The sequence below is a fragment of the Methylobacterium sp. 190mf genome, from assembly GCF_900107945.1.
Lineage (GTDB): Bacteria > Pseudomonadota > Alphaproteobacteria > Rhizobiales > Beijerinckiaceae > Methylobacterium.
This window is the reverse complement of sequence record NZ_FNVI01000020.1, coordinates 98988-119822: the sequence shown is the minus strand read 5'-3', so window position 1 is coordinate 119822 and position 20835 is coordinate 98988. Positions and strand designations below refer to the sequence as shown.

General features: G+C 73.6%; 30 protein-coding genes. 16 read left to right on the top strand and 14 right to left on the bottom strand.

The window, feature by feature from the left end; translation table 11 throughout:
- Positions 1 to 515: 515 nt before the first annotated feature.
- Both thrS and C4T42_RS22425 read left to right on the top strand, forming a co-directional pair.
- Positions 516 to 2543 carry a threonine--tRNA ligase gene (thrS, locus tag C4T42_RS22430; RefSeq protein WP_020095179.1) on the top strand — a complete coding sequence of 676 codons (2028 nt, stop codon included), beginning with the start codon at positions 516 to 518 and terminating at the stop codon, positions 2541 to 2543.
- A 277-nt stretch (positions 2544 to 2820) separates the two neighbouring features.
- Positions 2821 to 3831, top strand: coding sequence for a sensor domain-containing diguanylate cyclase (locus C4T42_RS22425; protein ID WP_020095180.1), 1011 nt, complete (start codon positions 2821 to 2823; stop codon positions 3829 to 3831).
- Between the two features lie 16 nt (positions 3832 to 3847).
- Here C4T42_RS22425 and C4T42_RS22420 read toward each other — a convergent pair whose 3' ends face one another.
- The 5 genes from C4T42_RS22420 to C4T42_RS22400 form a co-directional block, all read right to left on the bottom strand.
- Positions 3848 to 4273 (bottom strand): hypothetical protein, encoded by a 426-nt coding sequence (locus C4T42_RS22420; protein WP_026605248.1) that lies wholly within the window; start codon positions 4271 to 4273, stop codon positions 3848 to 3850.
- Between the two features lie 39 nt (positions 4274 to 4312).
- Entirely contained in the window at positions 4313 to 4546 is a 234-nt protein-coding gene (locus C4T42_RS22415) for a hypothetical protein (protein WP_026605249.1), read from the bottom strand.
- A 141-nt stretch (positions 4547 to 4687) separates the two neighbouring features.
- Complete coding sequence (locus C4T42_RS22410; RefSeq protein ID WP_020095183.1) at positions 4688 to 4942, bottom strand: hypothetical protein; 255 nt, start codon at positions 4940 to 4942, stop codon at positions 4688 to 4690.
- A gap of 52 nt (positions 4943 to 4994) precedes the next feature.
- Positions 4995 to 5180, bottom strand: a complete 186-nt coding sequence (locus tag C4T42_RS22405; protein WP_012318898.1) for a hypothetical protein — start codon at positions 5178 to 5180, stop codon at positions 4995 to 4997.
- Between the two features lie 33 nt (positions 5181 to 5213).
- Positions 5214 to 5420, bottom strand: a complete 207-nt coding sequence (locus C4T42_RS22400) for a hypothetical protein (protein WP_026605250.1) — start codon at positions 5418 to 5420, stop codon at positions 5214 to 5216.
- A 318-nt stretch (positions 5421 to 5738) separates the two neighbouring features.
- Here C4T42_RS22400 and C4T42_RS22395 point away from each other — a divergent pair, with 318 nt between their 5' ends.
- The 5 genes from C4T42_RS22395 to C4T42_RS22375 all read left to right on the top strand — a co-directional run bounded on the left by C4T42_RS22395 (position 5739) and on the right by C4T42_RS22375 (position 8172).
- Positions 5739 to 6206, top strand: coding sequence for a MucR family transcriptional regulator (locus tag C4T42_RS22395; RefSeq protein WP_020095185.1), 468 nt, complete (start codon positions 5739 to 5741; stop codon positions 6204 to 6206).
- A 223-nt stretch (positions 6207 to 6429) separates the two neighbouring features.
- Positions 6430 to 6705: a hypothetical protein gene (locus C4T42_RS22390; protein WP_026605251.1), complete on the top strand. Its 276-nt coding sequence runs from the start codon at positions 6430 to 6432 to the stop codon at positions 6703 to 6705.
- Between the two features lie 86 nt (positions 6706 to 6791).
- Complete coding sequence (locus tag C4T42_RS22385) at positions 6792 to 7166, top strand: hypothetical protein (protein WP_020095187.1); 375 nt, start codon at positions 6792 to 6794, stop codon at positions 7164 to 7166.
- Between the two features lie 281 nt (positions 7167 to 7447).
- Entirely contained in the window at positions 7448 to 7630 is a 183-nt protein-coding gene (locus tag C4T42_RS22380; protein WP_020095188.1) for a hypothetical protein, read from the top strand.
- Positions 7631 to 7872: 242 nt separating this feature from the next.
- Positions 7873 to 8172 (top strand): PilZ domain-containing protein, encoded by a 300-nt coding sequence (locus tag C4T42_RS22375; protein WP_020095189.1) that lies wholly within the window; start codon positions 7873 to 7875, stop codon positions 8170 to 8172.
- 85 nt (positions 8173 to 8257) lie between these two features.
- Here the strand turns inward: C4T42_RS22375 and C4T42_RS22370 are convergent, their stop codons facing one another.
- Positions 8258 to 8449 carry a hypothetical protein gene (locus C4T42_RS22370; RefSeq protein ID WP_020095190.1) on the bottom strand — a complete coding sequence of 64 codons (192 nt, stop codon included), beginning with the start codon at positions 8447 to 8449 and terminating at the stop codon, positions 8258 to 8260.
- Between the two features lie 124 nt (positions 8450 to 8573).
- Between C4T42_RS22370 and C4T42_RS22365 the strand changes: the two genes are divergently transcribed.
- The 3 genes from C4T42_RS22365 (at position 8574) to C4T42_RS22355 (ending at position 9399) form a co-directional block, all read left to right on the top strand.
- Positions 8574 to 8753: a hypothetical protein gene (locus C4T42_RS22365; protein WP_020095191.1), complete on the top strand. Its 180-nt coding sequence runs from the start codon at positions 8574 to 8576 to the stop codon at positions 8751 to 8753.
- Between the two features lie 99 nt (positions 8754 to 8852).
- Positions 8853 to 9074 (top strand): hypothetical protein, encoded by a 222-nt coding sequence (locus tag C4T42_RS22360; RefSeq protein ID WP_020095192.1) that lies wholly within the window; start codon positions 8853 to 8855, stop codon positions 9072 to 9074.
- Between the two features lie 82 nt (positions 9075 to 9156).
- Complete coding sequence (locus C4T42_RS22355; protein WP_020095193.1) at positions 9157 to 9399, top strand: hypothetical protein; 243 nt, start codon at positions 9157 to 9159, stop codon at positions 9397 to 9399.
- A gap of 51 nt (positions 9400 to 9450) precedes the next feature.
- Here C4T42_RS22355 and C4T42_RS22350 read toward each other — a convergent pair whose 3' ends face one another.
- Positions 9451 to 9702, bottom strand: coding sequence for a hypothetical protein (locus C4T42_RS22350; protein ID WP_020095194.1), 252 nt, complete (start codon positions 9700 to 9702; stop codon positions 9451 to 9453).
- Between the two features lie 424 nt (positions 9703 to 10126).
- Here C4T42_RS22350 and C4T42_RS22345 point away from each other — a divergent pair, with 424 nt between their 5' ends.
- A complete protein-coding gene (locus tag C4T42_RS22345) occupies positions 10127 to 10354 on the top strand; it encodes a hypothetical protein (RefSeq protein WP_020095195.1) in 228 nt (75 codons plus the stop codon).
- Between the two features lie 27 nt (positions 10355 to 10381).
- Here the strand turns inward: C4T42_RS22345 and C4T42_RS22340 are convergent, their stop codons facing one another.
- The 3 genes from C4T42_RS22340 to C4T42_RS22330 form a co-directional block, all read right to left on the bottom strand.
- The gene (locus tag C4T42_RS22340) at positions 10382 to 10738 is read right to left on the bottom strand and encodes a hypothetical protein (RefSeq protein ID WP_026605252.1); all 357 of its coding nucleotides are present in this window, start codon (positions 10736 to 10738) and stop codon (positions 10382 to 10384) included.
- Between the two features lie 162 nt (positions 10739 to 10900).
- Complete coding sequence (locus C4T42_RS22335) at positions 10901 to 11149, bottom strand: hypothetical protein (protein ID WP_020095196.1); 249 nt, start codon at positions 11147 to 11149, stop codon at positions 10901 to 10903.
- 79 nt (positions 11150 to 11228) lie between these two features.
- Entirely contained in the window at positions 11229 to 12251 is a 1023-nt protein-coding gene (locus C4T42_RS22330) for a hypothetical protein (RefSeq protein WP_042672486.1), read from the bottom strand.
- Between the two features lie 199 nt (positions 12252 to 12450).
- Between C4T42_RS22330 and C4T42_RS22325 the strand changes: the two genes are divergently transcribed.
- The 4 genes from C4T42_RS22325 to C4T42_RS22310 all read left to right on the top strand — a co-directional run bounded on the left by C4T42_RS22325 (position 12451) and on the right by C4T42_RS22310 (position 15920).
- Positions 12451 to 14478 carry a BON domain-containing protein gene (locus C4T42_RS22325; RefSeq protein WP_244603257.1) on the top strand — a complete coding sequence of 676 codons (2028 nt, stop codon included), beginning with the start codon at positions 12451 to 12453 and terminating at the stop codon, positions 14476 to 14478.
- 97 nt (positions 14479 to 14575) lie between these two features.
- The gene (locus tag C4T42_RS22320) at positions 14576 to 14845 is read left to right on the top strand and encodes a hypothetical protein (protein WP_020095199.1); all 270 of its coding nucleotides are present in this window, start codon (positions 14576 to 14578) and stop codon (positions 14843 to 14845) included.
- Between the two features lie 84 nt (positions 14846 to 14929).
- Complete coding sequence (locus C4T42_RS22315) at positions 14930 to 15130, top strand: hypothetical protein (RefSeq protein ID WP_020095200.1); 201 nt, start codon at positions 14930 to 14932, stop codon at positions 15128 to 15130.
- A 76-nt stretch (positions 15131 to 15206) separates the two neighbouring features.
- Positions 15207 to 15920: a YidB family protein gene (locus C4T42_RS22310; RefSeq protein WP_020095201.1), complete on the top strand. Its 714-nt coding sequence runs from the start codon at positions 15207 to 15209 to the stop codon at positions 15918 to 15920.
- A gap of 308 nt (positions 15921 to 16228) precedes the next feature.
- On the opposite strand, the gene fabF is transcribed toward C4T42_RS22310, so the two are convergent.
- The 4 genes from fabF to fabD all read right to left on the bottom strand — a co-directional run bounded on the left by fabF (position 16229) and on the right by fabD (position 19958).
- Positions 16229 to 17491 (bottom strand): beta-ketoacyl-ACP synthase II, encoded by a 1263-nt coding sequence (gene fabF / locus C4T42_RS22305; protein WP_020095202.1) that lies wholly within the window; start codon positions 17489 to 17491, stop codon positions 16229 to 16231.
- Between the two features lie 182 nt (positions 17492 to 17673).
- The gene (locus C4T42_RS22300) at positions 17674 to 17913 is read right to left on the bottom strand and encodes an acyl carrier protein (RefSeq protein WP_007559070.1); all 240 of its coding nucleotides are present in this window, start codon (positions 17911 to 17913) and stop codon (positions 17674 to 17676) included.
- Between the two features lie 332 nt (positions 17914 to 18245).
- A complete protein-coding gene (gene fabG, locus C4T42_RS22295) occupies positions 18246 to 18983 on the bottom strand; it encodes a 3-oxoacyl-[acyl-carrier-protein] reductase (protein WP_020095203.1) in 738 nt (245 codons plus the stop codon).
- 30 nt (positions 18984 to 19013) lie between these two features.
- Positions 19014 to 19958 carry an ACP S-malonyltransferase gene (gene fabD, locus C4T42_RS22290; RefSeq protein ID WP_020095204.1) on the bottom strand — a complete coding sequence of 315 codons (945 nt, stop codon included), beginning with the start codon at positions 19956 to 19958 and terminating at the stop codon, positions 19014 to 19016.
- 329 nt (positions 19959 to 20287) lie between these two features.
- On the opposite strand from fabD, the gene rpoZ reads away from it, so the two are divergent.
- Positions 20288 to 20698 (top strand): DNA-directed RNA polymerase subunit omega, encoded by a 411-nt coding sequence (rpoZ, locus tag C4T42_RS22285; protein ID WP_010685409.1) that lies wholly within the window; start codon positions 20288 to 20290, stop codon positions 20696 to 20698.
- Positions 20699 to 20835 lie beyond the last annotated feature (137 nt).

Genomic DNA, 20835 nt, shown 5'->3' with positions numbered 1-20835 from the left:
CCCGCGCCGACCCGCCTCTGGGCCGACCCTGAGCGACCTGCGGACCCGCCCACTACGAGGCGGGGGACGGCTGGAAGGCCACGGCGCCGATGCGGGTTCCGGAGGTGCGGGCACGGCGTGCGAGTACGGCGTGCACGCACCTCGACAGAGACCGCTAACGGGGAGTCGCAGGACCGGGACGTCGGAGACGCCGCGACGAGACAGACGGCACCGGCCGGGGACCATGCCCGGCCGATGCCGCGGGGCGCCGCGGGGATCGGATCCCGCGCGTACTTGGCCGACACCTGGGTTCCCGCGGCGTCCCGCGTCCCTCGTGCTCGCCTCCCGGGCCATGCCCCCGGCGCCACGCGCGCGCGGGGACGATCGCGCGCACCCGAACGGCGGACGAAGGGCAGGGATGCGTGAAGTTGCGCCGCACCGTTGTTCCCTCGCCCGAGAAATCGGTCTACACGGCCGCTCCCTCGAAACCGCTTACCTGCCCCGTATGCAGGACTGAGCCCGGAGACGCTCGTACCATGCCGATTCTCACCTTCCCCGACGGCAACACGCGGGAGATCGCCGCCGGCACGACCGGCCGGGCCGTGGTCGAGGGCATCGCCAAGTCGCTGGCCAAGCGCACCGTCGCCATGGCGCTCGACGGCACGGTCGCCGACCTCGACGACCCGATCGACCGCGATGCCCGCATCGAGTTCCTGGACCGCACCGACCCGCGCAGCCTGGAGCTGATCCGGCACGACTGCGCGCACGTACTCGCCGAGGCCGTGCAGGCGCTCTGGCCGGAGACGCAGGTCACGATCGGCCCGGTGATCGAGAACGGCTTCTACTACGACTTCCATCGCGAGACCCCGTTCACGCCCGAGGACTTTCCGAAGATCGAGGCGAAGATGCGCGAGATCATCGCGCGCGACGCGCCCTTCACGAAGGAAGTCTGGACGCGCGAGGACGTGCGGGCGCTGTTCGCCGGCAAGGGCGAGGGCTTCAAGGTCGAGCTGGTCGACGCGATCCCGCCGGGCGAGGACCTGAAGATCTACCGCCAGGGCGACTGGTTCGACCTCTGCCGCGGCCCGCACATGACCTCGACGGCCAAGGTCGGCACCGCCTTCAAGCTGATGAAGGTCGCGGGGGCCTACTGGCGCGGCGACTCGAACAACCCGATGCTGACCCGCATCTACGGAACGGCCTGGGCGAACCAGGCCGATCTCGACGATTACCTGCACCGGCTGGAGGAGGCCGAGCGCCGCGACCACCGACGGCTCGGCCGCGAGATGGACCTGTTCCACTTCCAGGAGGAGGGGCCGGGCGTCGTCTTCTGGCACGCCAAGGGCTGGACGATCTTCCAGGAGCTGATCGCCTACATGCGCCGGCGCCTGCGTGGCGACTACGCCGAGGTGAACGCCCCGCAGATCCTCGACAAGGCCCTGTGGGAGACCTCCGGCCACTGGGGCTGGTACCGGGAGAACATGTTCGCCGCGCAGTCCGCGGGCGAGGAGGCCGAGGACAAGCGCTGGTTCGCCCTCAAGCCGATGAACTGCCCGGGCCACGTGCAGATCTTCAAGCACGGCTTGAAATCCTACCGCGACCTGCCCCTGCGCATGGCCGAGTTCGGGATCGTCCACCGCTACGAGCCGTCCGGCGCCATGCACGGGCTGATGCGCGTGCGCGGCTTCACGCAGGACGACGCCCACGTCTTCTGCACCGAGGACCAGCTCGCCGACGAGTGCCTGAAGATCAACGACCTGATCCTCTCGACCTACGCGGATTTCGGCTTCGACCAGATCGTCGTGAAGCTCTCGACCCGGCCCGAGAAGCGCGTCGGCTCCGACGCCCTCTGGGACCACGCCGAGGACGTGATGACCCGCGTGCTGGCGCAGATCGAGGAGCAGTCGGCCGGCCGGATCCGGACCGCGGTCAACCCGGGGGAGGGCGCGTTCTACGGGCCCAAATTCGAGTACGTGCTGCGCGACGCCATCGGCCGCGACTGGCAGTGCGGGACCACGCAGGTGGACTTCAACCTGCCCGAGCGGTTCGGCGCCTTCTACATCGACGCCGACGGCGCCCGGAAGCCGCCCGTGATGGTCCACCGGGCGATCTGCGGCTCGATGGAGCGCTTCACCGGCATCCTGATCGAGCACTTCGCCGGGCACTTCCCGCTGTGGCTGGCGCCGGTCCAGGTGGTGGTGGCGACGATCACCGGCGAGGCCGATCCCTACGCCCGGGACGTCATCCGCACCCTGGAGCGCGCCGGCCTGCGGGTCGAGGCGGATCTGCGCAACGAGAAGATCAACTACAAGGTCCGCGAGCACTCGCTCGCCAAGGTGCCGGTGCTGCTGGCGCTCGGTCGCCGCGAGGCGGAGGAGCGCACGGTCTCGATCCGACGGCTCGGCAGCCAGCAGACCCGCACGCTGCCGCTGAGCGAGGCCGTGGCGGCCTTCGTGGAGGAGGCGACCGCGCCCGACATCCGCCGCGCCGAGGCCGTCGCCGCGACGGTCCCGACCAGCGACACGGTGCTCGACGGCCATCACGGCCCGCACGACGCGCCCTGACGCGCCGCCGATAGACGTCGTCCCGGGGGCCGCGCGGCGCCCCCCGGGACGTCGGCGCGGCCCGACCGCGCGGACCCGTCGACCGACAGAGTTCGCGCGCCGCGATCACCACCTCAACTTGAGGATGGTCAATCTCCGCGAAGATCGCTCAACGCGCACGACTTTCGTCAAGGTTGGCGAAAGGAATCCCATTCTATGAAGACCGGAGACTAATTTCCGAGCCGGCACGTTCCGGCGATCGCCCGACGACGCTGTCGGGCGTTTCGGGGGACCGGCCATGGCGGCGGAGGCGGGCAGGGCGGCGACGAGGCTGGCGCGGCGCCACCGGCAGGCGGCCTGCGCCCGGCGCCAGGACGGGCTCGGCCGCGGGCGCAAGCTCGGACCCGGCATCGTCCAGGCGCTGGACTCGCTGCCGCACGGCCTGTGCCTGTTCGATTCCGCCGACCGGCTGCTGTTCGTGAGCGACGGGTTCCGGCGCCTGTTCGGGCCGCCCGCGAACCGGATCCGGCCCGGCATGCATGCCCGGGCGGTGGGCGCGGCGAGCGCCGCGGGGGCGGTCCCGGCCGACCGGGATCCCTGCGGCCTCTGGGCGGCGCGGCGGCGGCTCCTCGCCCGGGGCGCGACCGACGCCGTGGTCCAGACGCTCGCGGACGGGCGCCAGGTCGCGATCACGCTGCACCCGCAGGCCGGCGGCGGCTGGACCGCCCTGTGGGAGGACGTGACCGAGCGCCGCCGGGCGGAGTCGCTCCTGCGCTACATGGCCCACCACGACCCGCTGACCGGCCTGCCGAACCGCCACCTGTTCGCGGCCCGGCTCGACCGGACCCTGGCCGACCTCGACGGCGCGCCCTGCGCGCTGCTGTGCCTCGACCTCGACGGCTTCAAGCCGGTGAACGACCGCCACGGGCACGCGGTGGGCGACGCGCTCCTGCGACACCTGGCCGAGCGCCTGCGGGCGGCGCTCGGCGCGGGGGATTGCGCCGCGCGGCTCGGGGGCGACGAGTTCACCATCCTGCTCGGCGACGCGGCGCCGGCGCCGGCCCTCGGCTTCGCCCTGCGCCTCCAGGCGCGCCTCGCCGAGCCGTACGATCTCGGGACCGGATCGCCGATCCGCATCGGCGCGGCGATCGGCGTGGCCTGCGCGCCCCTGCACGCCACCCGGCCTGAGGCCCTGGTGGAGCGGGCGGACGCGGCGATGTACGCGGCCAAGCGCCTCGGCCACCCCTACCTGTGGGACGACGCGCTGGATCTCGGGCCGGTCGGTCCGGGCGGCGCGGTTCCGGCCTGAGGCGGCCGGGACGGTCTCAGCGCACCTTCTCGTGCTCCGCGAGGCCCACGGCCCTGTAATCGTAGGTCGGGAAGAACTCGGTCCGGTACGCGCCCCAGGCGGTGTCCTCCAGGACGCGGTTGACCTCGCGCAGGCGGGAGGCGGGCAGCCGCAGGACGATGATCTGCCCGATCCCCATGACGACGTTCCACGAGACGACCTCGATGCCCGGCGGCGGGAAGGCCTTGTAGAAGCCCTGCTTGGCGAGTTGCGCGTTCAGCTCCGCCAGCGGGCGGGACTGGTCGTGGCGCAGGAAGACCGTCAGCAGCACGGCGTTGTCGGCCGTCGCCGCGGCGGATCCCGTGGGCGGGGGCGGCGCGGTCTGCGCCCCTGCCGGCCCGGCGGCGACGAGCAGCAGGAGCGCCGCCACGAGCGGGCCGGTCAGACCTGTTGAGCGTCGCATGCGATCTCCCGCTTTCCCGACCCGCGCGCGGCCGGGCCGTCAGCCGCCCTCGACATCGTAGGAGAGCCGCAGGCGCAGGCGGACCGCGCCCTGCTCGTCGCGCACGGCGAGCACGTAATCCTGCCGCTCCATCGGATCGGTCAAGCCCTGCGCGAGCCGCGTCAGGATGCGCACCGCCTGCGCCCGCGCCGCGGCGAGATCCGGAAGATCGAAGCCGTCGCGGTCGCGAACCAAGTTGGCGCCGTCGTGGAGGTCGATGAAATAGCGGGGCACGGATGCGAGCTCGGCGAGCGCCGGAGCTCGCAAGGATCTGTCTCCGCTGTTTCTACGTAGTTTCCGGAGGGCCGCAATCGGAGGTCGCCCGTGTCGCACCCCCAGACGCAGCCGGATGTAAGCCGGGACCCGCGGGCCGCCTCAGCCCCCCAGCAGGCTCTCGGCGAAATCGTCCGGGACGGTCCCGAACTGGCCGAGGATCGTGACGCCCTCGAGCTCCCCGGTCTCGTCGTCGGCCACGACCCTGAGCGCCGCCGCGCCCGGCATGCGGGCGGCCAGCGCCTCCGCCTTCTTGAGGGCGCCGAACTCGCTCTGCGCGGGCTCCTGACGGGCCGGCCGCAGGCGATTCCGGTGCAGCTCGAACGGCTGCACGAGGTAGGTGGTCTTCAGGGCCATTCCGGCCTCCTCGGCGCGGCGCGCGGTGGCGAACGGACCGCGGCGCGGTCCACTACAGGCTGCGGGTGGTCACCCCGAGGGCGAGCAGGGCGTAGGCGCCGATGAAGAACCATTGCCGGTGCGCCACGACGGTTTTTCCGACCATCGGGATGCGCGTGTAGAGGCTGGCGACGGCGAGGCCGATCAGCACGGCCGACACCAGGAACGTGAGCAGGCGCGGGGCGGAGAGCGTGGGCATACCCCATGCTCCGCCGGTACGCTTACCGAACCGTTACCGGTCGAGCCCGGGCACGAGGGGGCGGTACGCCGTCAACGGGCCCTGCGTTCCGGGAAGCAGGCCGACCTCGGCGAGCCACAGGACCATGATCGCTCCGGCCAGGAGCGTCGCGAGCGAGGCCAGCCGCCCGGTCCACCGCCGCAGCACGAACATGGCGACCACGACGGCCAGCAGGGCGATGAGGAGGGCGAGCATCAGCATGGCCGCGCCATGCCACGACCGGGGCGCCGCGTCACCGCGGATGACGGCGGAAACACCCATCGGCCGGCCCGGGCCGACTTCAAGTCCGCCAGATGCACGTTCTGGTCGTTCTGCAGAGCGGAAACTCTACCGCAGTCGATAGGCCGACTCGGACGGCGCCCGGAAATACTCCGCCGAAAATCGCCAGAAATGGTCGGCCGATCTCCGCGGCGAGCACCCCGATCATGCACCGGAAGCGGCCCGCCAACGGTTTTGTAACTTGCATTCAGTGCTCAAAAGTAGCAGATCCCGGGCGAGGGGCACACCAGGAATCTTACAGTGTCAGAAGAAACCACAGGGCCCAACTCCAACTTCATCGAGCTGGCGGGCGATATCGTCGCCGCCTACGTGTCGAACAATCCGGTGCCGGCCGCGGAGCTTCCGGCCCTGATCGCGCGCGTGCATGGCGCGATCAGCGGGCTCGTCACCGGGACTCTGACGGCGGAGATCGGGGCGGTTCCGCAGGCCGAGGTCGAGAAGCCGAGCGCGGCCCAGATCCGCAAGTCGGTCCGGCACGACGGGATCGTCAGCTTCATCGACGGCAAGACCTACAAGACGCTGAAGCGCCACCTGACCAGCCACGGCCTGGATCCGCGCAGCTACCGCGACCGCTACGGCCTGCCGGCGGACTATCCGATGGTCGCGCCGAGCTACGCCGAGCAGCGCTCCGCCCTCGCCAAGGCGATCGGCCTGGGCCAGCCCGGCGCCATGGCCGAGCGCGAGCGCAAGGGCCGCAAGGCCGCCTGAGGATGACGACCTCCGGGGGCGCCCCGCTCGGCGGGGCCCCCTCGTAACGAAGCGCCGCGGAGCCCGGCGCCTCGTGCCGCCGCGCGGTCCGGAGCCGCGCCGAGACCGTTGCATCGTCGCCACACACGTCCAGGACATCGCGGGACACGGACAAGCTGCCACACTCTGCACAAAGCTGATGCGCACGCCGGGGCCCGAGGATGCTACCGAAGGGATCGGCGAGATGAAGCGAGAGCAGACGATGACGAGTTCGGTCGTGCCGTTCCCGGCGCATATCGCGCCCGCGGTCGTGGACGAGGACACCGCGTCGATCATCGCCGTGCTGCAGGATCAGCTGGCCCTGGCCCGCGAGGGTCGCCTGCGCTCGGTGGCGGTCGTCTCCGTCTCGGCCGATGGCGAGGCGGTCGGCACGCAATGGTCGTGCAAGGGCTCCGATATCAGCAACCTGATCGGCAAGCTGACCGTCCTGACTCACGACCTGATGGCCGCCCGGAAGTGACCGGCCGGATCTGACGGGGCGGGCGCGGCCCGCCCGGTGCGGCGTTCCGGAGACGGCTCCGGCATCGGCCAGAAGGAATGCCCCGGATGACTCGCGCCCTGCTGTTCGCCGCCCTCCTGGGAACGGCGGTCGTGCCGGGCACCGCCCGGGCTGCCGAGGAGGCAGACGACACCAAGCGCGCGGAGACGATCCGGGGTCTCGTGCGGATCGTCGGCGCGCAGGCCGGCATCGTCCTGCACTGCCGCAAGCTCTACACCATCGACGACACGGTGTCCGAGGGCCTGTCCCGCACGGTCCGCCGAGCCCTCGACGCCGGCCTCGGCCACCAGCGTGCCCGGAACGCCATCGCCGAGGAGGGCCGGCGGGTCGCGGACGAGATCGCCGCGGTCGGACCGGAGCAATGGTGCGCCGACCAGCGCGACCTGCTCAACACGGACGGCGTCCGCGTCTTCATCGACTGACCGCGCCGGATCCCGTCCCGGCGGGGCACTCCCCGCGGCCGGCCGGTCGATGCCCCTCGTGAAGGGCAGCCCTGGCCGCGCGCGACTTCAGTCCTGTGCGGATCAGATGAGAGCGCCATTCCGGCCGCTGTTCCGCAGTGCAGAACAGATGAACACCTTGTTCACCGCGCTCTCGTCTGTCATGTTTCGACGACGGACGAGACTGAACAGATCAAGCCGGTCGCACTCGTCCGTTTACAAGAGCCCTCAAGGGCCGCGAGACCGGCGCATAGGGAAACGCCATGTCTCGATCGATCCTGCTGGCCCTCGCTCTCGTCGTCTGCGGGGCCGCCGTGACGCTGTTCGCCTTCCTGCGCGCGCCCCAGTCGAGGGAGTTCGCCGGGTGGGATGCGGCCTTCATGGGCGGCATCGGGGCCGTCGCGCTGGGTTTTCTCACCACCCTCGTCGAGGTCGTGACCGAGTAGGTCGATCCTGAGGCCGGTCACACGCGCCGAGCGGTCCGACCGAGGCCGTCTCCGTCCCTGCGGCTCCGTCGCCCCGGTCGCTCGGCGGGCGGCGGTGCTCCGCGCATCCGGCCTCCGGCCGAGCGCGCATGAAGAGCGCAGAATTCACAGGGACGGCAGCTTCCCGACAATTCGAGGCATTTCGCAAACCGCCCTTGAACCCGGGTGACCGATCCTGTCGGGCAGAGGTTCTCGAGGCGGTGATGTTCGAACGACGCAGCGCTCCACGCACGCTTCTCAACGAGACCGGCAGCATCTCGGTCGACGAGCATCGAAGCTTGCCGTGCATCGTCTACGACCGGTCGGCCGGCGGCGTGCGGGTCGCGCTCCCGGATGCCGAGATCGTTCCGGACAGCTTCATCCTCAGCATCGATGCGAGCAGCGAGATCCTCGTCTGCCGCGCCATCTGGCGCAAGGCGGAGGAGATCGGCGCCACGACCGACATCCCCGAGACGGCGCGGTCGGGCCGCGCGAACCTCTGGCGCGAACTCGAGGCGACCTGACAGGCGCCTGCCTCGGGTCGACCGGCGCTCGGCGCGGCCAGAGTGTCGTCGGCAGGGTCGGGGGCGGCGGGGCTGCCGACGCGCGTCACTCCCAGTCGATGTTGAGCGAGCGCTCGAAGGCGGCCGCGGAGAGTTCCTTGCCCTTCGGATCGGCGACCGTGATCTCGCGGAAGCCGCGCCGGGCCAGCTCCCAGGTCTTCTCCATCGCCTGCTCGTCCGTCCCGCAGGCGAACGTCATGACGCGCCCGGACGGATCAATCCCCTTGACGGTGAACACACCACTCTCCCTGCTCGCACCTCCCATATAGAGCCGCGATCCGCGTCGCGCCTCCCGCCATCGTGACGGAGCCCCGGGACCCGCACACGCCCCGTCGCGTTGGCTGCAGGCAGGGAGAGACCGCATGACGCGCGAGACCGCAGACCCGACGAGCCGCGGCCCGGACGCGCGCGAGGCGGACGAGCCTCCGGCGGAGCGCGTCAAGGCGGCGCCGGCCACGATCCCGACCGAGGATCCCGAGGTCGGCCTCGCGCAGAAGGGCAGCGGGGAAGAGGCGATCGTCCGGCGCGAGACGGAGATCTGACCGGTCGCGCCGACGCGCGGGCGATCCCTGGACGCCGGTCCATGTGCGATGCACAAACGGGCCGGCCGCACCCGGATGGCGGCCGACAGGAGACCACGCATGGCACAGTGCATGGCACAGTCGTCGGGCCACGAGGTCCCGACCCAGATCCGCGACGTCGCCGGGACCGGTCTCGCACAGGCCCGGACGGCCTTCGGAAGCGTCGTCGGAGCGGCGCGCCGCGCCCCCGACACGGTCCGCACGAAAGTGGTGCGAGGGCAGGATGCGGCCCGGGAAGCGGCGGCCGCCGCTCGCGACGCTGCCGGGGCGGCGTCGCACTGAGCGGGAGAGCCGAGCGGCCTCTGGGCGGGTGGCCGGCGGCCCTTCGCGGCGCTGCCGGCCGTGTTCGGACGCGGAGTTGGAGATGATGTACGGGGAGGTTGGTCGCCTGGCGGATGAGAGCCTGCGGCTGGGCCTGAGACAGGCCGAGAACGCCGTCCTGCTCGCGATGGCGGCGCAGTATGCGTGGGCGGATCTGTGGTTCGAGGGGTACCGCGCGGCGGGGACTGCCCTCAGCACCGCGCGCGATCAGCGGGCGCGGACGCGGCGCCTGATCCGTCGCGGCGTGGAACCGTCGGTGGCCGCGCAGGAATTGCACATCGTCTGAGCGTCGGCCGGAGACGGAGCCGCCCGGGGCGCTCCGTCTCCGGCAGCCGGCTCAGCGGCTCGCCTCGACGGCGGCCTGGACGATCGGCCGGCCGAGGGACGAGACCGTCCGATTGACGGTCGCCGGCGCGGCGACGGGCTGGGGCGTGGTGGTCAGATCGTGGATCGTGCGGATCTGCTGGGCGGGCCGGGCCTGATCGCGATAGAGCGGCGGCGTCAGGTGCAGGCGGTCGTCGGCGGCGGCGAGGCCCGTGAAGGCCGCCGAGGTGAGCGCGGCCGACGCGAGGATGAGGATCGTGCGCATGGTGCGTCTCCGGTTCGATCGCGGTGTCGACCGCGGGATGCGATCGACCAGCGCATGAGACCACGGATTTGTGCGTCGCGGCATGCGTTTTTCGCATTGCACCATATCGCCAGGACGGCACGGTACTGCAGTGTTCCCCGGGAATTCTCAGCCGTGAATTCAGGCACCGATCCCGCGCGCCATGCATTCGATGCAAATGAACTAAACTTCCACCGGCACGTTCTCAAATCAAACTTGAGGAGCGGGTGATTTGTTTTTCGCGCGCGCCCCCGAACCGATCGAAACCGCCGGGCGAGCGCGCGCGTTGCTGGCGTCGCGGCCCGTGGCACGAATCGGAAACCGCGGCGCCAGATCCGCGTCACACGGGCACGGTAGAACGCCCACATCCCGCCGAAGCACCCTGCGAAGCACCTCGAGAGCGCCGATGACGCCCTCCGACCTCGACAGACGAGCCGAACTGACCATCTGGCCCAAGGGCAGACCGGCCCGCGCCGCGGAGGGGCGGCCGTTCGCGACCCTGCGCGAGGCCCTCGCCGTCGCGATCGCGGCGATGGAATCCGGCGAGGCCCAACCCTGGATCATCACCGAGGCCGGCGACATCCTCTCGCCGCGCTGGATCCAGGCGAATTCCCGAGCGCGGGCGCCGCACTAGCCGGCGCCGCGCCGGAGGCGGATCGGATCAGCAGCCGATGCAGATGTCGCGGACCACGTGCTGGTGACGCTGGCCGGTGCGCTGGTTCGGGAGCTGCCCGTCGATCGACGAGAGCCCGCTGCCCAGGCCCCGGAACCGGCGCTCGACCGCCGGAACGGAGGCCGCCCTGACCGGAGCGGGCGGCTCCGCGGCCGCGGCGGGGGCCGGTGCCGCCGTCGGAGCGGGCGCGGGCGCCCCGTTGGCCATGCCGGGATCGGGCAGGGTCAGGGCCATGCCCGGCACCGGCGGGACCTGCGCGAACTCGCCCGCGCGCCCCGGCAGGGGCGCGACGACCAGAAGCGCGACGGCCGGGACCGCGACGACGCGCCGGTTCAGCGGATGCATCACACTCTCCTGCCTCGGGAGCCGGCACGCCACGGACCCCGTGCCTCTGGGCCATCGCCGGATTGGCGCCCGCTCCGATGACGGAACGGGGCCGGCCCCGGTTGTGCGCGGCGGAGCGGGGCGCCGCCACTCATCCATTCGGCGGAGCGTGCGCCGGGCGGCTCAGTAGGCCCGACCGTAGAAGGGCTGCGAGACTGGGCGATAGCGGTCGCTCACCGGCCACGTGTAGGGCTGCTCCTTGCCGGTGCGCAGGTCCGAGCGGAATTTCGGCTCGTTGAAGCCGATCCCGTGCAGGCCGGCCGTGCCCTTGGCGCCGTGAGCCTTCGGCCCGGCATCGCGCGCCAGGGCAGCGCCCGAGACGCCGATCACGAGAGCGGCCGCGAGCGAGACGCGGCCCAGCATGACGTTCATCTCTGTCTCCTGTCCCGGCCGAGGTGCCGGCACAGAAGGAACGGCAGCGGTTCGGCGCGGTTCCGGCCCCTGAGGCCGCTCAGAACCCCTGGCCGAGGCAGGCTTCGGCGAAGGGCCCGCCGCAGAGGTCGCCGGTCCGGACCGGCGCGGCCGCCGCGCCGCCGATGCCGGCACCGCCGATCGCCCCGCCGCCGGTCGGCAGGGTGCGGGCCGCCTGGGCGGGATCGTCCGCGGGCAGCCCGGGCGTCCCGGGGATCCCGGCGCCGCCCGTGCCGGCGCCGCCCGTCCCGGAAACCGTCGCGGCCGTGGCCCCGCTCGCGGCCGTTCCGGTCCCGAGCCCGAACAGTCCGAACAGCCCGAACAGACCGCCGGGGGACAGGGTGGCGCCTGTCGCGCCGATGCCCGACGCGGCCACGCCGCTGCCGAGACCGGCCGACGCGACGCCGGACGAGCCGGTCGCGAGCGAGGAGCCGAGGCTTCCGGCAGCGTTGAGGCCCGTGCCGACACCTACTCCAACGCCTGCGCCGACACCTGCGCCGACACCTGCGCCGACACCTGCGCCGAGGCCGGCTCCCGAGAGTCCGGTGCCCAGGCCGGGGGACAGGCCCGACCCACCCCCGAGACCGCCCGTTCCGAGGGTCGGTGTCAGGAGGCTCCCCGCGGTCGAGCCCAGGCCCGTGCGGGACGCGCCGCTGAGGCCGCTGCGGGCACCGGTGGCGCCGATCGTCCCGCCGGTCCCGAGGGTCGTGCCGGTGACGCCGGCACCGCCGGTCGCGGTGGATCCCAGGCCGCCGAGCTGGCCCGTCGCGCCCGAACCGGCGGTCGTGGCGCCGAGCGTCGTCCCGGCCGAGAGGCCGCCCGACGCGCCGATGCGGCCGCCGCCACCGCCGCCGCCCCCGCCGAAGCTCAGCTGGCCGGCATTCACGAGGCCGCCGGTCTGCGCCGAGACGGTCGGGAACTGCCCGGTGGTGGAACTGCCGCCGAGGCTCAGCTGGCCCGGATTGGCGACAGGGGTGATCGGCTCAAGCGATGCCGACAGGCTCTGGGCCCCGGCCGGGACGGCGATCGCCGGCAGCAGGGCGGCGGCGAGGATGGATCGCATGGCACGCTCCTCAGCGGGGACGGGGTCTGGCTCGGAAACCGGAGGGCGTCCGGCCGGTTCCGGCGGCGCGGGGACGCGGCGCGGCGCTGACCCGTGGGAGAAAGGAGGCCGCCGGCCTTCATGCTGCCGGAAAGACGGTGTGCTCTCGGCACCGGATCCGCCTGCCCCCACGTCCCGACCCGCGCCCGAACCTGCGACCGTGCCGTTGCCCGAAACTCTCGCCCAAGGCCTGCGCGGCGCCGGCTGGCTCGCCGGCCTCCCGGCCCTCGCGCTGATCTGGGCGAGCGCGACCCTCTACGCCGCCCCGCGGATCGCCGACGGCCTCGCGGCGCAGGGCGCGGCGATCGCCGCCGGCACGGCCACAGCCACCGGCGAGCCGTGGCTGCGCGTGGAGGCCGTCGGGCGCGACCTCGTGGCCGCCGGCGAGGCGCCGGACGTCGCCGAGCGCGCCACCGTGCTGTCCCGCCTCGCGGCCCTCGACGGCCCGCGCCGCATCGTCTCCGAACTCGGCATCGTGGAGACCGCCGCGCCCTTCCAGTGGGCGGCGATCCGCACGGGTCAGAACCGGATCGCCCTCGAAGGCAGCCGCCCGGTGGAGATCGGCCGGCGGGCCCTGGAGGCGCGGATCGCCGGCGCCCTCGATCCCGGCACCGGCCTCGACGACACCGCCCGGGCCGCCCGGGGCGCGCCGCCGGATTTCGCCGGCGCGGCCGCGTTCCTCGCGGCCCGGCTCTCCGGCCTCGCCAAGGGCGGGCGGGCGGCGCTCAGCGACACCGTGCTCAGCCTGTCGGGCGAGGCCCTCGACGTGCCGGCCTACGAGGCCCTGCGGGCCGCCCTGTCGGACCCGCCGGAGGGGTTCAGCGTCGGGCGGGTCGAGATCCTGCCCCCGAAGGTGGCCGCGTACCGGTTCGCCGTGGAGAAATCGGGCCGGGGCATCGTCCTCGACGGCTTCGCCCCCTCGGCGGCCGACCGCGAGGCCGCCCTGCGCGCCGCCACCGAGGCCGCCGCGGGCGGCACCGTGGAGGACCGGCTCCTGGCCGCCCGAGGGCTCGACCCGGCGATCGACCCGAAGAGCCTCATCGCCTTCGCGTTCAAGCTCGCCGAGCTGATCCAGTCCGGGCAGGTCGTGTTCCGGGACGGGGCGGTCTCGGTGACCGGCGACGCCATCGACGGGCAGGCGCTCCCCGACGCCGAGGCGCTGATGCGCGACGGCCGGCCCGCCGGCGTGGCGGCCGGGCGGGTGGCGCTCACGGCGCGGCCGCTCTCGCCCTACCGGGTGGCGATCCGCCGGACCGCCGACGCCGTGACCCTCACCGGCCACCTGCCGGACGCCGCGACCCGGGAGCGGGTACTGGCCGCCCTGCGCCCGCGCCTGTTCCGGGAGCCGGTCATCGACCGCACCCGCCTCGCCGACGGCGCCCCGCCGGATCTCGGGGACGCGCTGGCCGCCGCCGCCCCGCTGGTGACGAACCTCGCGGACGGGACCGTCGCGGTCTCGGACCGCGCCGTGACGCTCACCGGCGAGAGCCTCTACCGGGAGGGCGCCGCGCGCACCCCCGACCGGCTCGCCGAGGCGCTGCCCCCCGGCTGGACCGGGCAGGCCAGCGTCACGGCGCGGGACGCGGCGGAGCGGCGCGACCCCGCCACCTGCCGCGCCGACTTCACCGCCGCCCTGGCGGGGGCGGACCTGCACTTCCCCGCGGGCGGCGCCGTGCTGACGCCCGCCTTCTACCCGACCCTCGACGCGCTGGCCGCCCTGGCGAAGACCTGCCCGTCGCTGCGCGTCGCGGTCTCCGGCCCCGCCGACCCGGCGAAGCCGCCCGCGACCCCGGCCGCGACCCCGACCGCCGGACCGGCACCGGGGGAGGGCGCGACCGCCGAGCCGACCCGGGTCGCCGACGCCGCCAAGCCGGCCACAGCCGCGCCGCCGGCCCCGGCGCCCAAGGAAGCCGTGATGCACGCGGCCAAAATCGCGGCCAAGGACGCGGCCAAGGACGCGACGAAGGATCGGAGCAAGGCGGGCGCGGCCAGGAAGGAGCCGGCCGCACCCGGCAAGGCGGCGGCGAAGAAGCCCGCCGAGGCCCCCGACGAGCCGCCGGCCGACCTGCCGCGCCTGCGCGCCCAGGCGGTGGTGGAGTACCTCCTCCAGGCCGGAGCCCGGCCGGAGCAGGTCACGGCCGGGCCGGACGGGCCGGCCGGCCCCGTCGTCTTCGCGCTGCTGCCGTGAGGGAGATCCGCTCCGCCGCGCGCCCGCCAGCCGGGCCGCGCCCATCCGCGCGCCCGGCCGCGCGCCACCATCGCGCCCGCAGGGAGGCCGGACGGCCGTGACGCTGCTGCTCGCCGGATTCTGGCCCGGGCTCGCCGGGGCGGCCGCGCTCGGCCTCGTGGTCGGCGCGCTGGTCGGCTGGCCGGACCGCCTCGCCGCCTCGCTGGGGCTCTGCGTGGTCGCGGGGCTCGTGGCCGCGGCGGCGATCGCCGGGTTCGTGCCGGGCCTGCCCGGCCTGTGGCTCGACGGCGCGGCCCTGATGCTGCCGGTCTACTGCGCGGCCTGCCTGCTCGGGGCGCTGGGACGCCGCCTCGCCGGCCGGACCTGACGGCGCGGGAACCTCTCCGCCCCCCGACGGCGTTTTTCCGGCAGAAAGGGCCCCAGGGCCCGCCCCGAACCCGGAGAGGCCGCGATGCCCAGGACCGTCGACCGTCCCCATCCCGCGCGACGCCGCGCCGTTCGCCTGCCGCGCCCCCGCGCCGGCGCCGCCGCCACCGGCCTGTTCCTGGCCGGACTGATCCTCTCGGCCGCGACGGTGCCGCTGGTCGAGCCCGCCGACGCCACGACCGGTGGCGGCACCGCGCAGGCGGCGCTCGCGACGCCGGCCCGCTGAGCGAGGCAACCCGCGCCCGCCCCGGAATGTTGTTCGCCCGGGCCCGTCCGGCCCGGGCCTACGGGGGGAGACGCGCATGGGACTGCTCGAATCGGCGATCGGCGGCGTGCTCGGTCAGGTGTTCGGCGGGCAGAAGCAGGGGTCCGGGGGCATGTCGCCCCTGGTCAAGGCACTCCTGATGCTCCTGCTGGCCAAGGGCGCCAGCGGCGGCTTCGGCGACATCTTCGGCCGCGGGCGCCAGGGCGAGCCCGGCCCCGAGGCCGACCGCTCCGGCGGCGCCGGACCCTACGGGCGCGATCCCGGCCAGCACCCCGCCGATGCCGGCGGGCGCCGTCCTCCGGAAGAGGGCGGCGACATCGGCGGCTGGGACCAGTACGGCGGCCGCCGCGACGGCGGCCCGGGCGGGCCGTCGGACCCGTCCCTGCCGCCCGGCGACTTCTCGGACCTCTCCGGCATGCTCGACGGCCCCGGCGACGCCCCGCCGCCGAGCCGCGCCACCCCGGACGGGCAGGGGGATCTCGGCGGCCTCGACGGGCTGGTCGACCGGTTCCGCCAGGGCGGCCTCGGCGACGTGATCGAGTCCTGGATCGGCCACGGCACCAACCGCCCGGTGGCCCCGGACCAGCTCGCCCGGGCGCTCGGCCCCGACACGGTGGACACCCTCCAGCAGCAGACCGGGATGGACCGCGAGACGCTGCTGTCGCAGCTCGCCCAGGCCCTGCCGGAGGTGGTGCACGCGCTCACGCCTGAGGGGCGGGTGCCGGGGGAGGCGGAGCGGCGGGGATGGTAGCCGGGCACGGGGTCAGGGGCCGCGCGGCGCGCCCGCCGCGGATCCCGATCACGACGGCATCCTGAAGGGCCCGGGCGCCGCGCGCGCTCGAAGACGCCCGCCGTCGCGGATGCCGCGCGGGAGGTCAGGATCTCGGTGCGCGCGGGCTCTCGCCCGCAGCGCGCACGGATCCGGACCCAGCGACGCGGGTTTCGGGAGCAGCCTCGGCGGGCACGATCGCCCGTTCGGAGGCCGCATTCCGCATGTCGGACGGAAGTCGGAGCGTCGGGACGAGGTGCGGCCGGTGTCGCGGTCGGACGGCGACGCGCCTACGCGACCCGCCGCATCACCAGCGACGCGTTCGTCCCGCCGAACCCGAAGGAGTTCGACAGCACCACGTCGACCTGCTTCCGCTTCGCCTCGAACGGCACGAGGTCGATCTTGGTCTGGACGGAGGGATTGTCGAGGTTGAGCGTCGGCGGGATGACGTTGTCCCGCAGGACGAGGATGGAAAAAATCGCCTCGACCGAGCCGGCGGCGCCCAGCAGGTGGCCGACCGAGCTCTTGGTGGACGACATGGTGGCGTTCGCGGCGGCGTCGCCCAGGAGGCGCTCCACGGCCTTCAGCTCCAGCTCGTCGCCCATGGGCGTCGAGGTGCCGTGGGCGTTGATGTAGCCGATCTCGGACGGCGCGATTCCGGCGCGCTTCACCGCGGCGGTCATGCAGCGGAAGGCGCCGTCGCCGTCCGGGGAGGGGGAGGTGATGTGGTAGGCGTCGCCCGAGAGGCCGTAGCCCACCACCTCGGCGTAGATCTTCGCGCCGCGGGCCTTGGCGTGCTCGTACTCCTCCAGCACCACGATGCCGGCACCCTCGCCCATGAGGAAGCCGTCGCGGTCGCGGTCGTAGGGGCGGGAGGCCTTCTCGGGCGTGTCGTTGAAGCCCGTGGTCAGCGCCCGGCAGGCGGAGAAGCCCGCGATCGAGAGGCGGTTCACCGGCGATTCGGCGCCGCCCGCCACCATCACGTCGGCGTCCCCGAGCGCGATCAGGCGGCTCGCGTCGCCGATGGCGTGGGCACCCGTGGAGCAGGCCGTCACGACCGCGTTGTTCGGGCCCTTCAGGCCGTGGGCGATCGAGACCTGGCCGGAGGCGAGGTTGATGATCCGGCCCGGGATGAAGAACGGCGAGATCCGGCGCGGGCCCTTCTCGTGCAGGGTCACGGAGGCGTCGTAGATGCCGCCGATGCCGCCGATGCCGGAGCCGATCAGCACGCCGGTGGCGCACTGGTCCTCGTGGCTCTTCGGCGCCCAGCCGGCATCCTTCAGCGCCTCGTCGGCCGCCGCCATTGCGTAGACGATGAACGGGTCGACCTTGCGCTGCTCCTTCACCTCCATCACGAGGTCGGGGTTGAAGGTGCCGTCGGTGCCGTCGCCGAACGGGACCTGCGCGGCGATCCGGCAGGGCAGGTCGGCGGATTCGAAGCCGCGGATCGGGCCGGCGCCGCTGTCGCCCGCGATCAGCCGGCTCCAGGTGTGCTCCACCCCGCTGCCCAGCGGCGTGACCATCCCCAGACCCGTGACCACCACCCGCCGCATGTGCCCTGTCCCGTCTTGAGGCGCCGTCCCGCCGGCACCGCCGCGGTCGCGCATCGTCCTAACTCGCTCGGAGGCAGAATCGGTCCCCGCGGGCCCCGTCACGACTCCGAGCCTTGAAACGCATAACGGCGCGGGGGCTGTTTCGCCTCACCCGCGCCGCGTCAAACCCGGTCCCCGGCGCCTCAGGCGGCGGAGTTCTTCTCCAGGAACTTCACGGCGTCGCCGACCGTCTGGATGGTCTCGGCAGCGTCGTCCGGGATCTCGACGTTGAATTCCTCCTCGAAGGCCATGACCAGCTCGACCGTGTCGAGGCTGTCGGCACCGAGGTCGTCGATGAAGTTGGCGCTCTCGACCACCTTCTCGGGCTCCACGCCCAGGTGCTCGACGACGATCTTCTTCACGCGCTCAGCGATATCGCTCATCGGTCTTCCGTCCTCGTCCTTCTGGTCTGTCAGTCTTCTCGGGGTGGTGCCGTGGCCGCGTCGCGCCCCTGCGGGCTTGTTGTGACGGGCCGGTGTCCGATCGCGCGTGCTTCTGAGGTGAACCGGCGCGTGAGCCGGGACGCCCCCGCCGGAGGGCCTTGGACTGAAAACCCGCTGAACCGTCAACCCCCTGTACGGCTGCGGGGCGTGGTAGCACAGGGTTCCAGCCCTGGCGAGGGCCCGTTCAGAAAGCCTTCATGGGTGTGGCACTTGCGTGTCGGCGGGGGTGATTCGCGCGCCGTTCCCGCCGGCCGGGAACCGGTATACGCGCCTTAGTACATGGCCATCCCGCCATTCACGTGCAGCGTGTGGCCGGTGACGTAGCCCGCCTCCGCGGAGGCGAGGTAGAGGCAGGCCGCCGCGACCTCCGACCCCTCGCCGAGCCGCCCGGCGGGCACGCGGGCGAGGATGCCCTCGCGCTGCTTCTCGTTGAGGGCGTCGGTCATGGGCGAGCTGATGAAGCCCGGGGCGATGCAGTTGACGGTGATTCCCCGCGAGGCGACCTCGGCGGCGAGCGCCTTGGTCATGCCCACGAGCCCCGCCTTGGCGGCGGCGTAGTTGCCCTGGCCGGGATTGCCGGTGCTGCCGACCACCGAGCCGATGTTGACGATCCGCCCGGAGCGGCGGCGCATCATGCCCTTCACGGCGGCCCGCGACAGGCGGAAGGCGGCCGTGAGGTTGACGGCGATCACCTGCTCCCACTCCTCGTCCTTCATCCGCATGAAGAGGTTGTCGCGGGTGATGCCGGCATTGTTCACGAGGATGTCCAGCGGGCCGATCGCGGCCTCGGCGGCCGGGACGAGGCCCTCGACCGAGTCCTTGTCGGAGAGGTCGGCCGCGACGGGGCTCGCGCGCTCGCCGAGCTCGGCGGCGAGCGCCTCCAGGGCCGCGGGCCGCGTGCCCGAGAGCGCCACGGTGGCGCCCTGCGCGTGCAGGGCCCGGGCGATCGCCTGGCCGAGGCCGCCGGTCGCGCCGGTGACGAGGGCCTTGCGGCCGGTGAGATCGAACATGCGGGACTCCGTCGGATCAGAGCGCGCGGGTCAGAGCGCGAAGGCGGCGACGTCGGCGGGGGTGCCGATTGCGGCGGCGCTCGCCTGGGGGGCGACGCGCTTGACGAGGCCGGTCAGCACCTTCCCGGCGCCGAGCTCGTAGAACCGGTCGACGCCGGAGGCCGCCATGGCGGCGACGCTCTCGCGCCAGCGCACGGTGCCGGTGACCTGCTCGACCAGGGCCGCGCGGATCGCCTCCGGATCGGTGACCGGGGCGGCCGCGACGTTGGCGTAGAGGGTGACGCGCGGGGCCGCCAGCGCGACGGCGGCGAGCGCCCGGGCCATGGCCTCGGCGGCCGGGGCCATCAGGCGGCAGTGGAACGGCGCCGAGACGTTGAGCATCACGGCGCGCTTGATCCCGCGGCCGGTGGCGATGCCGACGGCGCGCTCCACGGCCGCGCGGTCGCCGGAGAGCACCACCTGGCCGCCGCCGTTGTCGTTGGCGACGTCGCAGACGGCGCCGTCGCCGGCCTCGTCGGCCGCCGCCTCGGCGACGGACCGGGCGGCCTCGAGATCGGTGCCGATCAGCGCCGCCATGGCGCCGGCGCCCGGTGCGACGGCCGCCTGCATGGCCTCGCCGCGCAGGCGCAGCAGCCTGGCGGCGTCTGCGACGGTGAGGCTGCCCGCGGCCGCGAGCGCGGCGTACTCGCCGAGCGAGTGGCCGGCCACGCAGGCGACGTCGCGCCCGAGGTCGAGGCCGCGCTCGGCCTCCAGCACGCGCAGCACCGCGAGGCTCGCCGCCATCAGGGCCGGCTGGGCGTTGGTCGTGAGGGTCAGCGCCTCGACCGGCCCCTCGAACATCAGCCGCGACAGGTTCTCGCCCAGGGCGGCGTCGACCTCGTCGAGCACGGCCCGGGCCTGCGGGAAGGCCTCGGCGAGGTCCCGCGCCATGCCGACCGCCTGGCTGCCCTGGCCCGGAAAGATGAGTGCGCGCATGTTGCGTCCTGGTCGCCGGCGCCGCGCGGCGCGCGAGCGCCGCCCGTGTCGGCCGAAACTCTGGAATGGCGCGCGCACTCGCACCCGCGGCGCTGGGTGTCAACAATGCGCCGCACCATGATGCCGCAGCGACGCGGTCCTCCGGCTCCTCGGCGTTCGGCCCCTCGGCGTCCGGCCCGACCGGACCGGCACGCCCGCCGGACGCGCGCCGGGTTCGCGCCGGACGCGCGCCCCGCGCAACCCGCTGTGCTTGTTGCACAACGGCATCCGGTGTAGAGTGGCGCCATACCCGACATCACCCGTCGCTCAAGCCCAAGGAGCCGCCCCGCATGGCGCGCGTCACCGTCGAAGACTGCATCGAGAAGGTCGAGAACCGCTTCGAGCTGGTGCTGCTGGCGAGCCACCGGGCCCGCCTCCTGGCCGCCGGCGCCCCGCTGACCATCGACCGCGACCGCGACAAGAACCCGGTCGTGGCCCTGCGCGAGATCGGCGACGAGACCATCACGGCCGACGACCTCAAGGAGCAGCTGATCCACTCGATGCAGAAGTACGTCGAGGTGGACGAGCCCGAGGCCGAGACCGTGCCGCTGCTGTCGAGCTCGCCGGCCGCCGCCGCGGTGGCGCCGCAATCCTCCAGCGACGACGCGGCGGTCCAGTTCGACCGCATGAGCGAGGAGGACCTGCTGCGCGGCCTCGAGAACCTCGCCCCGCCGGTCGAGACCGACGACGAGGGCGAGTGAGCCTGGACACGTGGGCCTGGATGGGCGCGACCTGACAGAGACCGGACCCGGCGGAGACGCCGGGTTCTCTCGTTCCGTGGCCGGCCCGCCGGCATCCGGCGCGGCCCCGCCGCCGGGGGCTGGCGCCGTCCCGGCGG

What these genes read in the sequence shown, in the direction of transcription:
- C4T42_RS22400 (WP_026605250.1), bottom strand. Translation starts at nt 5,420, where the DNA reads ATGCTGATGCTCGCCCTCCTCATCGCCCTGCTGGCCGTCGTGGTCGCC.
- C4T42_RS22335 (WP_020095196.1), bottom strand. Translation starts at nt 11,149, where the DNA reads ATGAACGTCATGCTGGGCCGCGTCTCGCTCGCGGCCGCTCTCGTGATC.
- C4T42_RS22315 (WP_020095200.1), top strand. Translation starts at nt 14,930, where the DNA reads ATGCCCAGGACCGTCGACCGTCCCCATCCCGCGCGACGCCGCGCCGTT.
- C4T42_RS22300 (WP_007559070.1), bottom strand. Translation starts at nt 17,913, where the DNA reads ATGAGCGATATCGCTGAGCGCGTGAAGAAGATCGTCGTCGAGCACCTG.
- C4T42_RS22360 (WP_020095192.1), top strand. Translation starts at nt 8,853, where the DNA reads ATGGCACAGTGCATGGCACAGTCGTCGGGCCACGAGGTCCCGACCCAG.
- fabF (WP_020095202.1), bottom strand. Translation starts at nt 17,491, where the DNA reads ATGCGGCGGGTGGTGGTCACGGGTCTGGGGATGGTCACGCCGCTGGGC.
- C4T42_RS22385 (WP_020095187.1), top strand. Translation starts at nt 6,792, where the DNA reads ATGACTCGCGCCCTGCTGTTCGCCGCCCTCCTGGGAACGGCGGTCGTG.
- C4T42_RS22355 (WP_020095193.1), top strand. Translation starts at nt 9,157, where the DNA reads ATGATGTACGGGGAGGTTGGTCGCCTGGCGGATGAGAGCCTGCGGCTG.
- C4T42_RS22350 (WP_020095194.1), bottom strand. Translation starts at nt 9,702, where the DNA reads ATGCGCACGATCCTCATCCTCGCGTCGGCCGCGCTCACCTCGGCGGCC.
- thrS (WP_020095179.1), top strand. Translation starts at nt 516, where the DNA reads ATGCCGATTCTCACCTTCCCCGACGGCAACACGCGGGAGATCGCCGCC.
- C4T42_RS22345 (WP_020095195.1), top strand. Translation starts at nt 10,127, where the DNA reads ATGACGCCCTCCGACCTCGACAGACGAGCCGAACTGACCATCTGGCCC.
- C4T42_RS22310 (WP_020095201.1), top strand. Translation starts at nt 15,207, where the DNA reads ATGGGACTGCTCGAATCGGCGATCGGCGGCGTGCTCGGTCAGGTGTTC.
- C4T42_RS22380 (WP_020095188.1), top strand. Translation starts at nt 7,448, where the DNA reads ATGTCTCGATCGATCCTGCTGGCCCTCGCTCTCGTCGTCTGCGGGGCC.
- rpoZ (WP_010685409.1), top strand. Translation starts at nt 20,288, where the DNA reads ATGGCGCGCGTCACCGTCGAAGACTGCATCGAGAAGGTCGAGAACCGC.
- C4T42_RS22330 (WP_042672486.1), bottom strand. Translation starts at nt 12,251, where the DNA reads ATGCGATCCATCCTCGCCGCCGCCCTGCTGCCGGCGATCGCCGTCCCG.
- fabD (WP_020095204.1), bottom strand. Translation starts at nt 19,958, where the DNA reads ATGCGCGCACTCATCTTTCCGGGCCAGGGCAGCCAGGCGGTCGGCATG.
- C4T42_RS22405 (WP_012318898.1), bottom strand. Translation starts at nt 5,180, where the DNA reads ATGCCCACGCTCTCCGCCCCGCGCCTGCTCACGTTCCTGGTGTCGGCC.
- C4T42_RS22410 (WP_020095183.1), bottom strand. Translation starts at nt 4,942, where the DNA reads ATGGCCCTGAAGACCACCTACCTCGTGCAGCCGTTCGAGCTGCACCGG.
- fabG (WP_020095203.1), bottom strand. Translation starts at nt 18,983, where the DNA reads ATGTTCGATCTCACCGGCCGCAAGGCCCTCGTCACCGGCGCGACCGGC.
- C4T42_RS22340 (WP_026605252.1), bottom strand. Translation starts at nt 10,738, where the DNA reads ATGCATCCGCTGAACCGGCGCGTCGTCGCGGTCCCGGCCGTCGCGCTT.
- C4T42_RS22365 (WP_020095191.1), top strand. Translation starts at nt 8,574, where the DNA reads ATGACGCGCGAGACCGCAGACCCGACGAGCCGCGGCCCGGACGCGCGC.
- C4T42_RS22390 (WP_026605251.1), top strand. Translation starts at nt 6,430, where the DNA reads ATGAAGCGAGAGCAGACGATGACGAGTTCGGTCGTGCCGTTCCCGGCG.
- C4T42_RS22425 (WP_020095180.1), top strand. Translation starts at nt 2,821, where the DNA reads ATGGCGGCGGAGGCGGGCAGGGCGGCGACGAGGCTGGCGCGGCGCCAC.
- C4T42_RS22375 (WP_020095189.1), top strand. Translation starts at nt 7,873, where the DNA reads ATGTTCGAACGACGCAGCGCTCCACGCACGCTTCTCAACGAGACCGGC.
- C4T42_RS22420 (WP_026605248.1), bottom strand. Translation starts at nt 4,273, where the DNA reads ATGCGACGCTCAACAGGTCTGACCGGCCCGCTCGTGGCGGCGCTCCTG.